At 64.5% G+C, this 14,265-nt stretch carries 14 protein-coding genes; 9 read left to right on the plus strand and 5 right to left on the minus strand.

Features of this window, described 5'->3' with window-relative positions; translation table 11 throughout:
- Positions 1–143 precede the first annotated feature (143 nt).
- Positions 144–869: a CBS domain-containing protein gene (locus ACZYOF_RS03210; RefSeq protein WP_463714779.1), complete on the plus strand. Its 726-nt coding sequence runs from the start codon at positions 144–146 to the stop codon at positions 867–869.
- A 73-nt stretch (positions 870–942) separates the two neighbouring features.
- On the opposite strand, the gene ACZYOF_RS03215 is transcribed toward ACZYOF_RS03210, so the two are convergent.
- On the minus strand, positions 943–1,371 hold the full coding sequence (locus tag ACZYOF_RS03215; RefSeq protein ID WP_463714780.1) for a CBS domain-containing protein: 429 nt from the start codon (positions 1,369–1,371) through the stop codon (positions 943–945).
- A 199-nt stretch (positions 1,372–1,570) separates the two neighbouring features.
- Between ACZYOF_RS03215 and fixL the strand changes: the two genes are divergently transcribed.
- The 4 genes from fixL to ACZYOF_RS03235 all read left to right on the plus strand — a co-directional run bounded on the left by fixL (position 1,571) and on the right by ACZYOF_RS03235 (position 5,126).
- Positions 1,571–3,100 (plus strand): sensor protein FixL, encoded by a 1,530-nt coding sequence (gene fixL / locus ACZYOF_RS03220; protein ID WP_463714781.1) that lies wholly within the window; start codon positions 1,571–1,573, stop codon positions 3,098–3,100.
- Positions 3,090–3,707 (plus strand): response regulator FixJ, encoded by a 618-nt coding sequence (fixJ, locus tag ACZYOF_RS03225; protein ID WP_463714782.1) that lies wholly within the window; start codon positions 3,090–3,092, stop codon positions 3,705–3,707. Before fixL ends, fixJ begins: the two co-directional genes overlap by 11 nt.
- A gap of 86 nt (positions 3,708–3,793) precedes the next feature.
- Complete coding sequence (locus tag ACZYOF_RS03230; protein ID WP_463714783.1) at positions 3,794–4,195, plus strand: response regulator; 402 nt, start codon at positions 3,794–3,796, stop codon at positions 4,193–4,195.
- 232 nt (positions 4,196–4,427) lie between these two features.
- Positions 4,428–5,126, plus strand: coding sequence for a helix-turn-helix domain-containing protein (locus ACZYOF_RS03235; RefSeq protein WP_463714784.1), 699 nt, complete (start codon positions 4,428–4,430; stop codon positions 5,124–5,126).
- A gap of 113 nt (positions 5,127–5,239) precedes the next feature.
- Here the strand turns inward: ACZYOF_RS03235 and ACZYOF_RS03240 are convergent, their stop codons facing one another.
- The gene (locus ACZYOF_RS03240; RefSeq protein WP_130579517.1) at positions 5,240–6,457 is read right to left on the minus strand and encodes a cytochrome P450; all 1,218 of its coding nucleotides are present in this window, start codon (positions 6,455–6,457) and stop codon (positions 5,240–5,242) included.
- Between the two features lie 68 nt (positions 6,458–6,525).
- On the minus strand, positions 6,526–6,735 hold the full coding sequence (locus ACZYOF_RS03245) for a ferredoxin (protein ID WP_130579516.1): 210 nt from the start codon (positions 6,733–6,735) through the stop codon (positions 6,526–6,528).
- A gap of 175 nt (positions 6,736–6,910) precedes the next feature.
- Here ACZYOF_RS03245 and ACZYOF_RS03250 point away from each other — a divergent pair, with 175 nt between their 5' ends.
- Positions 6,911–7,546, plus strand: coding sequence for a TetR/AcrR family transcriptional regulator (locus ACZYOF_RS03250; RefSeq protein WP_463714785.1), 636 nt, complete (start codon positions 6,911–6,913; stop codon positions 7,544–7,546).
- A 444-nt stretch (positions 7,547–7,990) separates the two neighbouring features.
- Here ACZYOF_RS03250 and ACZYOF_RS03255 read toward each other — a convergent pair whose 3' ends face one another.
- Entirely contained in the window at positions 7,991–9,016 is a 1,026-nt protein-coding gene (locus ACZYOF_RS03255; RefSeq protein ID WP_463714786.1) for a histone deacetylase family protein, read from the minus strand.
- Positions 9,017–9,241: 225 nt separating this feature from the next.
- Here ACZYOF_RS03255 and ACZYOF_RS03260 point away from each other — a divergent pair, with 225 nt between their 5' ends.
- From ACZYOF_RS03260 to ACZYOF_RS03270, 3 genes are read left to right on the plus strand one after another with little or no spacing between them, the layout of a single operon-like run.
- A complete protein-coding gene (locus ACZYOF_RS03260) occupies positions 9,242–10,213 on the plus strand; it encodes an ABC transporter permease (RefSeq protein WP_130579513.1) in 972 nt (323 codons plus the stop codon).
- Positions 10,210–11,049: an ABC transporter permease gene (locus ACZYOF_RS03265; RefSeq protein WP_130579512.1), complete on the plus strand. Its 840-nt coding sequence runs from the start codon at positions 10,210–10,212 to the stop codon at positions 11,047–11,049. Before ACZYOF_RS03260 ends, ACZYOF_RS03265 begins: the two co-directional genes overlap by 4 nt.
- A gap of 2 nt (positions 11,050–11,051) precedes the next feature.
- On the plus strand, positions 11,052–12,698 hold the full coding sequence (locus ACZYOF_RS03270) for an ABC transporter ATP-binding protein (protein ID WP_463714787.1): 1,647 nt from the start codon (positions 11,052–11,054) through the stop codon (positions 12,696–12,698).
- Here the strand turns inward: ACZYOF_RS03270 and ACZYOF_RS03275 are convergent.
- Positions 12,680–14,170: a flavin-containing monooxygenase gene (locus tag ACZYOF_RS03275; RefSeq protein ID WP_463714788.1), complete on the minus strand. Its 1,491-nt coding sequence runs from the start codon at positions 14,168–14,170 to the stop codon at positions 12,680–12,682. The genes ACZYOF_RS03270 and ACZYOF_RS03275 overlap by 19 nt on opposite strands.
- Positions 14,171–14,265 lie beyond the last annotated feature (95 nt).

Here is a 14,265-nt window from a genome sequence, read left to right on the forward strand (position 1 = left end):
GCCCATGACGAATAGTTCCTGTTTCAGAGCTGGCCTTGCGCTTGCTCAATTCGGCCCCGCCGAAGGCGTTGACCTGCCTCAAACACCGCACCTACAGTGCGACTAGGCTGCGACTATCAACCGCATCAAACGGGAACAAACCCATGCGCGCCCATCAGATCATGACCCGCCCGGTCATTTCAGTCACGCCGGAAACAACCATCGTCGATGCAGCCAACCTGATGCTGCAGCGGCATATCAGTGGACTACCGGTCGTCGCCGCCGGCAAGCTGGTCGGCGTCATCTCGGAAGGCGACTTCCTGCGTCGCGGCGAGATCGGAACCCAGCGCAAGTACGGCCGGTTCCTGAAATTTCTGCTCGGCCCCGGCCCGGCCGCCACCGAGTTCGTTCGCGAGCAGGGCCACAGGGTCGCCGAGATCATGACCTCGGACCCGATCACGGTCACCGAGGAGACGCCGCTCGATACGATCGTCGCGCTGATGGAGAAGCATCACATCAAGCGCCTGCCGGTCGTTCGCGGTGACGAGCTCGTCGGCATCGTGTCACGGTCCAACCTCTTGCAGGCGGTGGCAAGCCTTGCCCGCGACGTCCCCGATCCGACCGCCGACGATGACCACATCCGTGACCGCATCATCGCTGCGCTGGAGAAAGCGGATTGGTGCCCGTTCGGCCTCAGCGTCGTCGTCCGCGACGGCATTGTGCACTTAAGCGGCGTCATCACCGACGAGCGCAGCCGCCAGGCCGTCGTCGTCGCCACCGAGAACGTCGCCGGCGTGAAGAAGGTCCACGACCATCTCTGCTGGGTCGAGCCGATGTCCGGATTCTACCTGGCTTCGCCTGACGACAGGGAGTGGGCGAAGACGGGCTAGAGGCACGGCCCTGTTACAGCGTGATGATCAATCGTCGTCACGCTGCATTTCTTTATTAAAACTGGACTCAGGATCAGCCTGCCGCGCCAGCGCAGTCGCGCAGGGCGCGCATCACGTCTTCGCGGGAAATGATGCCGGCGAGCTGTTCGCCTTCGAGCACCGGAATGCTCCGCAGTCGGTGATTGATCATCAATTCGAGCACGCGGGTCAACCGTGTCTCCGGCACCACATATATGAATTCCGACGTCATCACATCGGCGGTCGTCTTCTGCATCAGATCCTCATAGCGCGGAAGGATGCGCGCCGGCGTGAAGACGAAGCAGGACAAGAGATCGAATTTGGAGACCATCCCCACCACCTGCGTCCCGTCGACGACGGGATAGGTGTTGAAGTCCTCCTTCTCGAATCGTTCGCACAGTTTGGCCATCGTCATGTCGCGCGAGACCGTCTTCGGCTCGCGCGTCATGTAATCGGCGGCGGTCAGCTCGAGAAATTTGTACAAGGCGAATCCTCTGTCCAGTTCTTCATTTAAGCCAGCCGCCCCGCTGGCATATTGACCGAGGTCAATCACCGCACCTGCTGCGGGTCACAGCGACTGCGGGACGAAGCCCCTCCTCCCCTTGAGCAGGACTGGCCAATCGGACCATAATCTGCCAGACCACTGTACGAATCCACCCTGCGGCGAAGAACCGGAAAAGCGTTTGACTGGCCTCGACCCCTCCCCCTCCGATGACCGCGCCCCTGATTGGCGCTTTCGGCTCGGTGCCGAGGGAGCCGGGATCGGCGGCTGGGATATCGATCTGGCGACCAAGCAGCTCACCTGGTCGACCACCGCGCGCAGGCTGTTCGGCGTTCCCGACGACGCGCCGATCAGCTATGAGCTCTTCCTCTCGCTGCTCGAGCCCGACGACCGCCAGCGCACTGAACAGGCCATTTCACGCGCGACCGAGAGCGGAGAGGCCTTCGACCTCGCCTACCGGCTGAGCCGAAATGATGGCGACAACCACTGGGTGCGGCTGCGCGGCAGTCTGACGCGGGACAAGACGTCTACGCATCTTTCCGGCATCGCGCTCGACATCGATGAGGAAAAGCAGCATGAGGAGGCCCTGCGCACGCGCGAAGGGCACCTGCGGTCGATCCTGGAGACGATCCCCGACGCGATGATCGTCATCGACGGCCGCGGCATCATGCAGTTCTTCTCGAGCGCCGCGGAACGGCAGTTCGGATATACCGAGCAGGAGGCCATCGGACAGAATGTCAGCATCTTGATGCCGGAGCCCGACCGCTCCCGCCATGACAGCTACATGGCGCGCTACCTTACCACCGGCGAGCGCCACATCATCGGCATCGGCCGCATCGTGACCGGCCAGCGCAGGGACGGCACCACCTTCCCGATGCATTTGTCGATCGGCGAGATGCAGTCCGGCGGCGTGCCCTATTTCACCGGCTTCGTCCGCGACCTCACCGAGCACCAGCAGACGCAGGCGCGGCTGCAGGAATTGCAATCGGAACTCGTCCACGTCTCGCGCCTCAGCGCAATGGGCGAAATGGCGTCCGCGCTCGCCCATGAGCTCAACCAGCCGCTCGCCGCCATCAGCAATTACATGAAGGGCTCGCGCCGCCTGCTCGCCGCAAGCGATGACCCGAACCGCGCCAAGATCGAGGGCGCGATGGATCGCGCCGCCGAACAGGCGATCCGCGCCGGGCAGATCATCCGCCGGCTGCGCGACTTCGTCGCCCGCGGTGAATCGGAAAAGCGCGTCGAACGCCTCTCGAAGATGGTCGAGGAAGCCGGCGCGCTCGGGCTTGCCGGCGCCCGCGAGCAGGACGTGCGGATCCGCTTCAACCTCGATCCGCGATATGACTTGGTGCTGGTCGACCGCGTCCAGGTGCAGCAGGTGCTGGTCAATCTGTTCCGCAATGCGCTGGAGGCGATGGCGCAGTCCGAGCGGCGCGAATTGATCGCCTCGAACCGGCCGGTCGATGAGGACATGATCGAAGTATCGGTGTTCGACACCGGCCATGGATTTCCTGAGGATGTGGAGAAGAACCTGTTCCAGACCTTCTTCACGACAAAGGAAACCGGCATGGGCGTCGGGCTGTCGATCAGCCGCTCGATCATCGAGGCGCATGGCGGGCGGATGTGGGCCGAATCCAATCAGGCGGGCGGCGCGACCTTCCGTTTCACGCTGCCGGCGGTACCGAACGAGAGTTTGACAGATGGCACGTAGGGGAAATGTCTACGTCATCGACGATGACGACGCGATGCGGGATTCGCTGCAATTCCTGCTCGATTCGGCTGACTTCGAAGTCCGCCTGTTCGAGACGGCGCAAGCCTTCCTGGACGCGCTCCCCACCGTCGAGTTCGGCTGCGTGGTGTCAGATATCCGCATGCCCGGCATGGACGGCATCGAGCTGCTGAAGCGCGTCAAGGAAAGCCGCGGGGCCTTCCCGGTCATCATCATGACCGGCCACGGCGATGTCCCGCTCGCTGTCGAAGCGATGAGACTCGGCGCGGTCGATTTCATGGAGAAGCCGTTCGAGGACGACCGGCTGATCGCGATGATCGACGTCGCGCTCCGGCAGGCCGAGGCCGGCGCCCGCGACGAGGCCGTGGCCCATGATGTCGCCACCCGCATCGCCTCGCTCAGCCCGCGCGAGCGGCAGGTCATGGACGGGCTGGTGGCCGGGCTTTCCAACAAGATGATCGCCCGCGACTACAATATCAGCCCCCGGACCATCGAGGTTTACCGGGCCAATGTGATGACCAAGATGCAGGCGAGCAGCCTTTCGGAGCTGGTCCGCCTGGCCATGCGGGCCGGGGCGCTCAAGGATTGAGCTGAATCAAGCTGGCCGGCATCGACAGGCTTATAAATGTCGTTTGATGGACCGGATGGCCGGCCCGGAAGTCGGACAACACCGCGATGCCCGCACCCACCCGAACTCCCCTTGTCTACGTCGTGGACGACGATACCGACGTGCTCGGCTCGCTGCGTTTCCTCCTGGAAACCGACGGCTTCTATGTCCGCACCTTCCGCAGCGCCGAGGCGTTGCTGAACGCCATGACCATGGGCGGAGCCGACTGTTTCGTGATCGACTACAAGATGCCGAACATGAGCGGCATCGACCTCGCCGGGATTCTGCGCCAGCGCGACATCGACACGCCGATCATTCTGATCACCGGCTACCCCGACGCGACCATTCCGGCCAAGGCCGCGGCCGCCGGCATCCGCCATGTGCTGCACAAGCCGCATGTCGAGGACAGCCTGTCCACCCGCATCTGGGACGTGATCAAGACCGACCGATCGAGCTCACACGCCCCGTAGCCTGTGGCCCGGGTGGAGCCCCGTAGCCCGGGTGGAGCGCAGCGTAACCCGGGGCCGCTCTCAAACGCGGGCGCAGACATCCCGGGTTACGCTGGCGCTCCACCCGGGCTACGAACGCGCTACCGGGACCTCCGTAATTCTACCTAAGGGCTTGCCCTTAAGGCATGGAGCGAAATTTCCGAGTTCGCCTGTTCCGCGTACCAAAAGCCATCCGCTGCATAGGAGATGGCTCATGCTCACCCGGTCGCCCGCCGCCGCTTCCCTCAACATCAACCGGCCTGTGCCGGGCGGCCACGCGCCTGCCGAGCCATTTTGCGGCCTGGCCGGACATGCCGGCCTGATCGCCACCGAATTCACCTACCGGAAAGACGAGGAGATCTACGGCGAGGACGAGCCGGCTGAATACGTCTACCAGGTGATCCGCGGCGCGGTGCGCACCTACAAGCTGCTCGCCGACGGGCGCCGCCAGATCGGCGCGTTCCTCCTGCCCGGCGACGTCTTCGGGCTCGAGTCCGGCGCCAAGCACAGGCTGGCAGCGGAAGCCATCATCGACACCACCGTGCGCCTGGTAAAGCGCCGCAGCCTGGAACAGGCAGCCTGCACCGACGTCCAGGTCGCCCACAAGCTCTGGACCATGACGGCGGGCGATCTCAAGCATGCCGAAGAGCACATGCTCCTGCTCGGCCGCAAGAGCGCCATGGAGCGGGTCGCCAATTTCCTCCTGGAGATGGATCGCCGCCTTGCGGTTGCCGGCATGGGCATGATGGCGCTGCCGATGTGCCGCCGCGACATCGGCGATTATCTGGGACTGACACTGGAGACGGTTTCCCGCGCGCTGTCGCAACTGAACGACGAAGGCGTGCTCGGCTTCTCCGGCGCCCGCCAGATCGTGCTGCGCAACCGCCAGCGCCTCCGCAACATGGATGTTTGATCCGGCGCAGGTCCGTAGCCCGGGTGAAGCGAAGCGCAACCCGGGACACTTCCATCCACGTCTACCGGCGTCCCCGGGTTACGCTTCGCTCCACCCGGGCTACGGCACTGTAACTAGCCTGCCCCGAACAAAAATGGCAGCGCGCGCGGGCCGCGGACGGTGCCTTCCGACCACGCCACCTTGCCGGCCGGATCGAGCCGGAAGTCGGGAATCCGCTTCAGCCATTCCTCGATCGCGACCATCATCTCCATGCGCGCGAGGTTCGAGCCGACGCAGCGATGGATGCCGAGGCCGAAGGCGGCGTGACGATTCTCCTTGCGGTCGATCACCACCTTGTCGGCGTCCGCGAACATCGCAGGGTCGCGATTGGCAGCGGGGAAGGACAACAGCACCATGTTGCCGGGCTTGACCGGGCAGCCGCTGACCGTGGTCTCCTTCACCACTTCGCGCGCCATCGTCACCGGGGAATAGGCGCGCAGGAACTCCTCGATCGCGATCGGCAACAATTCCGGCTGAGCAACCAGCCGTTCACGGTCCGCGGGCGTCTTCGCAAGGTGCCAGAGCGAGGAGCCGATCGCGCTCCAGGTGGTGTCGATGCCGGCGACCAGGAGCAGTCGCAGCGAGCCGAGCACATGGGCGTCCGACAACGGCTTGCCGTCCTTGTCGCGCGCGTTCATCAGCGTCGTGATCAGGTCGTCGGTCGGCTTGCCCTTGCGTTCGGCGATATGGCCCGCGAAATACGCACTCATCTCGTGGAGCGCGCGCATCAAAATGTCCTGATCCTTGATGCCGAGCTCGAGGATTTCGTGGATCCACTTGATGAAGAGGTCGCCATCCTTCTCGGGTATACCCAACATATGGGCGATGGCGCGCACTGGAATGTGCTTCGTGTAGCGCTCGGCGGCGTCGCATTTTCCGTCGTCGATGAACTCGTCGATCAGCTCGTTGCAGATCGCACGGACCCGTGGCTCGAGCTTCTTCATCGCGTCGGGCGTGAACGGCGGCAGCAGCAACTGCTTGGCCGGCTTATGTTCGGGTGGATCGGAGGTGATGGGCGGCGCCGGCTGCGTGACCTCCGGCCGCACGTCGCGCACGATGATGCGGCGGGAGGAAAAATGCTCGGTGTCGTAGGCGACCTGCTTTACCGCCTCATAGGTGGTGGGCATGTAGCAGCCGAGGAAGCGGTCGGTGTGAACCACCGGCGAGGCTGCGCGCAACTGCTCCCAGATCGGAAACGGATTCTCGGTCCAGGCCGGATCGGTGTGGTCGAAATCACGGATCCAGTCGGTCACCGGCGGGTGTTCGGGCATCATGCTGACGGAATCGGACATCGGCAGTTTCCTTCCGCTGTGTTCGTTCAGATCAAGTGTGGATGAAGGCGGCGGTCCGACCGCGCGCCTCACTCCTCGATGACTTCGATCGCGAATTCCGGGCAGTTGGTCTGGGCGAGATAGGCCTTGTCCTCGAGACCTTCAGGCACACGGCCTTCGCCGTGCTCATGGGCATTGCCGTATTCGTCGAGGTCGAATAGTTCGGGCGCGAGCGCCTTGCAGCGCGCGTGTCCCTGGCACCTGTCCTGGTCGACGTGGATCTTCAGCTTTGCGGACATGCGGGCGCTTCCCTCTGCCGCGCGCAGCATCGATGCCCGTGGCTCGATGCGCGGACTGGCGTTTCCTCTGCTTCTCGGCGGACGCGGCTTGCTTCGGCCACGTCTCAATTTAGAGCTATTACATTCGCGGTCCGGTTGTGCTGTCAAGCGAAAAGTTATAGCCTATCACATTGAGATGGGAACACGCCTCGCCCGCAAGCCGCAAAATGCCTATCACCATGGCGACCTCCGCGACGCCCTGGTGCATGCGGCATTGCAGGAAGCGGAACTCGGCGGCCCCGAGGCCATCAGCATCAGCGCACTCGCCAAGAAGCTCCGCGTCTCGCAGCCCGCACCCTACCGGCATTTCGCAGACCGCGAGGCGCTGTTGTCGGCCGTCACGGCGGAAGCCTTTCGCCAGTTCAACACGACGCTGCGCGATGCGATCGACGGACCGTCGAAGCGGACAAAGATCTCGCGCTTCGCGCAAGCCGCCCTTGCCTTCGGCCTGCGCCGCCACGGCATCTACCGCCTGATGTTCGCCTCGCGCGTGATGGCCTGCTCGCCAAAGGAGAGCGAGCTGCACAGCGCCGCGATGGAGACGTTCGGTCTGCTGCTGGAAGCGCTGGAGTCGCCGGCGGTCGCCCTCTTGCGCGAGCGCCACGCGCTGCAGATCTGGGCCTCGTTGCACGGCGTCGTCATGCTCGCCGAGCAAGGCCTGCTCACCGGCCAGCTCGCCGAAACCACGCGCGAAGAATTGCTCGACGACATGGTCGCGCAGATCAAGCTGAGCCTGTCACTCGCGATCAAGGCGGCAGAGAAAGAGCGCTGATCTCTCCCCTCGTCATTCCGGGGCGAGCGAAGCGCGAACCCGGAATCCATTGGGCCGCATACTCTGCGGTTAGATGGATTCCGGGCTCGATGCTAACGCATCGCCCCGGAATGACAGCCTCCGTCATTGCGAGCGCAGCGAAGCAATCCACGCCTTGCGGCGCTATGGATTGCTTCGCTCCGCTCGCAATGACGTGCCAAGCGCGCCGGTGCGCACGCGCCGTCGCTTAAACGGACTCCAGCGGAAGCGTGCCCACCATCACGAGCGGAATGCTTCATGGTGGCACGCTTCGCTTTGCCCACCCTACGGCGCTTTTCGCGAGACGCCCGCCGGCTTCGCGGGCACGACGTCGTAGGATGGGTAGAGCGCAGCGAAACCCATCATTCGCGCCGCTTGCTCCGTCGCGATGGGTTTCGCTTCGCTCTACCCATCCTACGAAGTCCCTCACCTTGCTGCTTCAACCCCGCCGAGCACCGCGGTCAGATTGGCACCGAGGATGTCGGAGAGATAGCCGCCTTCCTGCACGAACACCGTCGGCAGGCCGATCCGCGCGATGGCGGCGCCGATGCGGCGGAATCCTTCCGTTGTGACGGCAAGGCCCGCCAGCGGATCGTGCTCGGAGGCATCGAGACCGAGGGCCACGACGAGCGCGCCGGGCGCAAAAGCTTCGATCGTCTTCTCCACCGTCGCAAGCGCCGTGAGGAAACCGTCGTCGCCGGTGCCGATCGGCAGCGGGATGTTGAGATTGGTGCCGAGCCCCGGACCCGCGCCGCGCTCATGCGCATAGCCCCAGACGAACGGATAGAACGAGGCCGGATCCGCATGGATCGACACCGTCAGCACGTCAGGCCGCTCGTAGAAGATGCCCTGCGTGCCATTGCCGTGATGGACATCGACATCGAGGATCGCGACGCGCTCATGTTTCAGCCGCAGATGCGCGGCCGCAACCGCGCTGTTGTTGAGGAAGCAGAAACCGCCGGCGATATCGCGATAGGCGTGATGACCGGGCGGACGGCACAGCGCGTAGACGGCGTCCTCGCCCTCCATCACCATCTGCGCCGCGGTCGCTGCGACGTCGGTCGCAGCACAAGCGGCCGCCCAAGTGCCCGGCCCGATCGGCGCGGCGGTATCGGCCGTGTGCCAGCCGAGCCGGCCGACGATATGGGTCGGATAGGTGGCGGCGTTGCGCACCGGATGGATGTTGGCAATCATCTCGGAACCGGAATCGCCGAGCGCCGACCAGGCGTCCCAGGCTTCCGCGAGGAAGCTCAGATATTCGGCGCTGTGCACCCGCGCCCGCGGCCCCTGCCCGAACACGGTCGGCTCGACCAGTTGATGCTTGCCCGCCTTCAGCCCTGCCAGCAGACGGTCGGCGCGCTCGGGCTGTTCGGTGGTGCGCTTGACGACGCCGCGGACCAGGAAGAATTGCGGATCATGGCTGCGATGCAGTTCGGTATAGACGGCCTTCACGAGGAGGCTCCCATCATTGGCAACAGGAACATCCCTTGCATAGAACCGCCAGAATCGCAAAGCGGCCCGGTTGCGAAAGGGATGTCCATGCTGCTGTTCATTCCTTAAGCGCCGATTGCCGAGAGTTTGACCTTGCCCCTCCAGGCCAGACCCGTTGAATCGACGGCGATGACCGCCTCCTTGATCCGCGGCTGTGTCGTCTCCCGAACGAGCTGAAAGGTTCCGATGCTCGGATTCATCACGCAACGAATTATGAAGGCGATCGTCGTGCTGCTCGCGATCGTCGTCTTGAACTTCTTCCTGATCCGGCTGGCGCCCGGCGATCCCGCGGTGGTGATGGCCGGAGAAGCCGGCGCCAGCGATCAGCTCTTCGTCGCCCAGCTCCGCGAGAAATTCGGGCTCGATCAGCCATTGCCCGTGCAGCTCTATCGGTATGTGAAGGGCATCGCCACCTTCGACCTCGGTTTCTCCTTCCGCCAGCAGGCGCCGGTATCGCAATTGATCCTCGAGCGGCTGCCGGCAACGCTGCTGCTCACCGGAACCGCGTTTGCGATCTCGCTGCTATCAGGCGTGCTGTTCGGAACATTGGCGGCGCGCCGCGCGGGTAGTTGGGCCGATACCGCGATCACGGTATTGGCGCTGATCTTCTACGCCACGCCTTTGTTCTGGGTCGCACTGATGGCGATCCTGTTGTTCTCGGTGGCGATGGATTGGTTGCCGAGCTTCGGCTACGAGACGGTCGGCGCCAACTACACCGGCTTCGCTCACGTGCTCGACGTCGGCGCGCACCTGATCCTGCCGGCCACCACGATCGGCCTGTTCTTCATGGCGACCTACACCCGCATGACGCGCGCCTCGATGCTGGAAGTGAAGCGTCTCGATTTCGTCAAGACCGCGCGCGCCAAGGGCCTCCGCGACGCGGTGATCCAGCGCCGCCACATCCTGCGCAACGCGCTGCTGCCGGTGGTGACGCTCGCCGGCCTGCAGGCCGGCACGCTGGTCGGCGGCGCTGTGTTGACCGAGACCGTGTTTGCCTGGCCCGGCATTGGCCGGCTGATGTATGAGGCGCTGCTGCAGCGCGACTATAACCTCTTGCTCGGCGTCTTCGTCGTCTGCTCGGCGATGGTGCTGGCGTTCAACCTCATCACCGACCTGATCTACCGCTCGGTCGATCCGCGCATCGAGGTTGCGGCATGAAGCGGTTCTGGAAGCTATTGCTGCGCAATCCCGGCGGATTGATCGGCTCGATCATTCTTATCATCGCGATCGCGGTCGCGTTGTTCGGGCCGATGATCTTCCCGAATTCGCCCTGGCGCATGGTGCAGCGGCCGTTCCTGCCGCCGTTCACGATATCAGGCCTGCCGCTCGGCACCGACGCGCTCGGCCGCGACGTGTTCGCCGGCATCATCTATGGCGCGCGCGTCTCGCTGTTGGTCGGGCTGGTCTCGACGCTCGCGGCGCTTGCCGTCGGCATTCCCGTTGGCGCGCTTGCCGGCTACTTCGGCGGCCGGATCGGCGATGCCCTGATGCGCTTCACCGAGTTCTTCCAGACCGTGCCGAGCTTTGCGCTCGCGATCGTGCTGGTGGCGATCATGCAGCCCTCGATCGTTTCGATCGTGCTGGCGATCGCGATCGTGAGCTGGCCGCCGGTGGCGCGATTGGTGCGCGGTGAAGTGCTGTCGCTGCGCACCCGCGAATATGTCCAGGCGGCGATCGTCACCGGACAGACCCATAGCTGGATCATCTGGCGCGAGATCCTGCCCAATGCGCTCTCGCCCGTCATCGTGCTGGCTTCGCTGATGGTGGCGACCGCAATCCTCCTGGAATCCTCGCTCTCCTTCCTCGGCCTCGGCGATCCGAACCTGATGTCATGGGGCTACATGGTCGGCGCTGGCCGCACCGTGATCCGACAGGCCTGGTGGATCACGGTGTTTCCCGGCATCGCCATACTGGTTTCGGTGCTAGCGCTGAACCTGATCGGCGAAGGCCTCAACGACGCGCTCAATCCGCGCCTCAACAAAGATGGGCGCTGACCATGTCCGAGAGCAAAGCCGTCGTCGTCATCAAGGACCTCAAGCTGGCGCTGCCGCCGGGCGCCGACCGCGACTACGCCGTCGACGGCGTGTCGTTCGATCTCATCCCTGGCAAGATCCTCTGCGTGGTCGGCGAGTCCGGTTCCGGCAAGTCGATGTGCGCCCACGCCTTGATGGGCCTCCTTCCCGACACCATCGGCCGCGAGGCCGGTGAAATTCTCTTCGAGCGACAAAATCTGCTGCGACTGGATGATGACCAATGGCTCGGCCTGCGCGGCCGCCACATCGCCATGGTGTTCCAGGAGCCGATGACGGCGCTCAATCCGTTGATGCGGATCGGCGACCAGATCGCCGAGATGTTTGAGGCGCACAATCTGCTGACGCCGAAGGAGCGCCGGCAGAAGGCGCTCAATCTCCTGCGCGAGGTCGGCCTGCCCGACCCCGAACGCACCGTGCGCGCCTATCCGCACCAATTGTCCGGCGGCCAGCGCCAGCGCGCGATGATCGCGATGGCGCTCGCGCTCGAGCCGGCGGTGCTGGTCGCGGACGAGCCGACCACCGCGCTCGACGTCACCACGCAGGCGCAGATTCTGAAACTGATCCGCGACCTGCAGCGTCGCCGCAACATGGCGGTGATGTTCATCACCCATGATTTCGGCGTCGTCGCCGATATCGCCGACCGCGTGGTCGTGCTTCAGCACGGGAAGGTGGTTGAACAGGGCTCGGCCGATAATGTGCTGCGGCGTCCGCAACACGCCTATACACGCGCCCTGCTCGCCGCGGTGCCCTCGATGGAGCCGCCGCAGCGCGCTCCCCTCGTCGACCGTCCCAAGGCGGTCGAGGTGATCGGCCTCGACAAGACCTATGTCTCCGGCGGCGGCTGGTTCCAGCCGGAGCGGCGCGTGCAGGCAGCCAAGGCGGTCAACTTCAACATCCTGCAGGGCGAGACGCTCGGCCTCGTCGGCGAGTCCGGTTCGGGCAAATCCTCGGTCGCTCGCCTCGTCATGCGCCTGATCGAGCCGGACCAGGGCACGGTGCGCCTCGGCGACACCGACTTCACCGCGATCAGCGGCACGGAGCTACGCAAGGAGCGCAGCCGCATCCAGATGATCTTCCAGGATCCCTTTGCCTCGCTCAATCCGCGCCGCAAGGTCGGCAACATCATCGCGGACGGGCCGATCGCGCATGGTACCGCCCCTGATGTGGCGCGGCAGCGCGCCCGCGACCTGCTCGGCATGGTCGGCCTCAACGCCAATGCGATGGACCGTTTTCCGCACGAATTCTCCGGCGGCCAGCGCCAGCGCATCGGGATCGCCCGCGCGCTGGCGCTCGAGCCGGAGATCCTGGTCGCGGACGAAGCGGTCTCCGCGCTCGACGTCTCCGTGCAGGCGCAGGTTCTCAATCTGCTCGAAGACCTCAAGGCGCGGCTTGGGCTGTCGATGCTGTTCATCACCCATGATCTGCGCGTCGCCGCGCAAATCTGCGACCGCATCGCGGTGATGCAGCGCGGCGAGATCGTGGAGCTCAGGCCTGCAGCCGCGCTGTTCGCCGCGCCCGAACATCCCTACACGCGCGAGCTGCTTGCCGCCGTGCCCGGCCGGACATCGCCGAGCGAGGAGTCTGCCCGTCCTTATGCCACCGCGCGATAGTGCGGCGCCGAGGCAAGGAAGCGCGCATAGGCATCGGCATCGGGCGGCGTGAATTTTTCGGCGAGCGGATTGCGCCGGCGAAAGGTCGTACCGATATCCGCCAGCAGTTCGTCGAAGTGGCGGTAATGATACGGCGCAACGCAAAGCCCACCATAGACGCCCGCCGCCGGCCGTTCGACACGTTTGAAGTGAAGCATCATCGCGATGTTCTCCTTCATCTCGGCGACGGTCGGCTGCCGCGCAAGCTGGCCGTCGGCGTAGCGCACCAGCCAACTGGCGGCCAGCTCGGCGCAAAGCACCGTGCAGAAGCTGGAATTGAATCCGACGAACCCCATATCCGGCAGATCAGGATTGGCGATCAGGCGATAGAGCCGATACTGCCCGTCGGGTTCGACCAGCTTGCTGCGGTAGCTTTCGGGCAGGAACGGAACGCCAAGCTTGTAGCCGATCGCAAGCACCGCCACATCCGCCGGCACGCGCTCGCCCCCGCTCATCACGATGCTGTCGCCATCATAATGATCGAAGGTGCCGCGGATCGCCTTGATGCGGCCATCGGCCACCATCGGATAGAAGCCGGGCGTTGCAATCGGCACCGAGCAATTGATGCCGTCCTCGATCGGCTGCTTCGGCACCATGTCGCACTGCTTCAGCTTGAGCTGGACCTTCAGAAGGCTCTCCAACCCACGCCAATTCGCCCACACCAGCGGCTTGGCCAGCGCATGCGCGAGCCGCGACAGTGGGCCGATGCCCCAACCTGGAAACATCTCTTCCTGGGCGCGGATGTAGAGGATGCGCTTGAAGTTCACCAAGCCGCCGACGAAATACGGAATGCGCCACACCGGCTCGCGATAGACGATGGTAACTTCGGCAGCGCCCGAGCTGACGGCGTTCACTGCAATGTCGGTCGCCGATTTCGAGCCGCCGAGCACCACCACCCTGCGGCCCCTCGCCATCGCGGCATCGTTATATTGCGAAGAGTGCAGGATCTTGCCGCCCTGCGCCTGGAACGGGTCATCGCCGGGAAGGCTGAGGGTTTGCGGTTCGTTGAACTGGCCGGTACAGACTGCGACGAAATCAAAATCCTCGTGGCCCACGCTATCGTCGGTGCGAAGCGTGAGCGTCCAGCCCGGCTTGCCGTCGGCGCGGCGATCCATTGCCACCACGGCGGTATTGAAGCGCATGGCATCGTCGAGCCCATGCTCGCGCGCGTAGTCGCGCAAGTAAGCGTAGACCTGCGGCCCCTTCGGCCATTCCGGATAGGAGCCCGGCATCGCCTTGTCGGTGTAGCGATAGAGATCCTTCGGACTCTGGGTCTGGACCTCGGGATAGGACCGCGCCGGCTCCCACACGCCGCCGAGATCGCCGCTGCGCTCGACGATGGTCACCCTGTGTCCCCGTTCGGAAAACGCCTTGGCCGCGGCAAGCCCGGAAACGCCGGCGCCGATGATGCAAACATGCTTCTGCTTGACCATGTGGATGCTCCGGAAGATCACCAACCCGTTCGATTGTACGCACACGCCGCCGTCATCGCCGGATACGCTCCCGGCAATCCGCTGCTTCCGACGTT

It is taken from the genome of Bradyrhizobium sp. LeoA1Lang (assembly GCF_055413685.1).

Bases quoted from the DNA above. Each gene is read 5' to 3' on its own strand.
- ACZYOF_RS03210 (WP_463714779.1), top strand. From the start codon at position 144: ATGCGCGCCCATCAGATCATGACCCGCCCGGTCATTTCAGTCACGCCG.
- fixJ (WP_463714782.1), top strand. From the start codon at position 3,090: ATGGCACGTAGGGGAAATGTCTACGTCATCGACGATGACGACGCGATG.
- ACZYOF_RS03230 (WP_463714783.1), top strand. From the start codon at position 3,794: ATGCCCGCACCCACCCGAACTCCCCTTGTCTACGTCGTGGACGACGAT.
- ACZYOF_RS03235 (WP_463714784.1), top strand. From the start codon at position 4,428: ATGCTCACCCGGTCGCCCGCCGCCGCTTCCCTCAACATCAACCGGCCT.
- ACZYOF_RS03240 (WP_130579517.1), bottom strand. From the start codon at position 6,457: ATGTCCGATTCCGTCAGCATGATGCCCGAACACCCGCCGGTGACCGAC.
- ACZYOF_RS03245 (WP_130579516.1), bottom strand. From the start codon at position 6,735: ATGTCCGCAAAGCTGAAGATCCACGTCGACCAGGACAGGTGCCAGGGA.
- ACZYOF_RS03250 (WP_463714785.1), top strand. From the start codon at position 6,911: ATGGGAACACGCCTCGCCCGCAAGCCGCAAAATGCCTATCACCATGGC.
- ACZYOF_RS03260 (WP_130579513.1), top strand. From the start codon at position 9,242: ATGCTCGGATTCATCACGCAACGAATTATGAAGGCGATCGTCGTGCTG.
- ACZYOF_RS03265 (WP_130579512.1), top strand. From the start codon at position 10,210: ATGAAGCGGTTCTGGAAGCTATTGCTGCGCAATCCCGGCGGATTGATC.
- ACZYOF_RS03270 (WP_463714787.1), top strand. From the start codon at position 11,052: ATGTCCGAGAGCAAAGCCGTCGTCGTCATCAAGGACCTCAAGCTGGCG.
- ACZYOF_RS03275 (WP_463714788.1), bottom strand. From the start codon at position 14,170: ATGGTCAAGCAGAAGCATGTTTGCATCATCGGCGCCGGCGTTTCCGGG.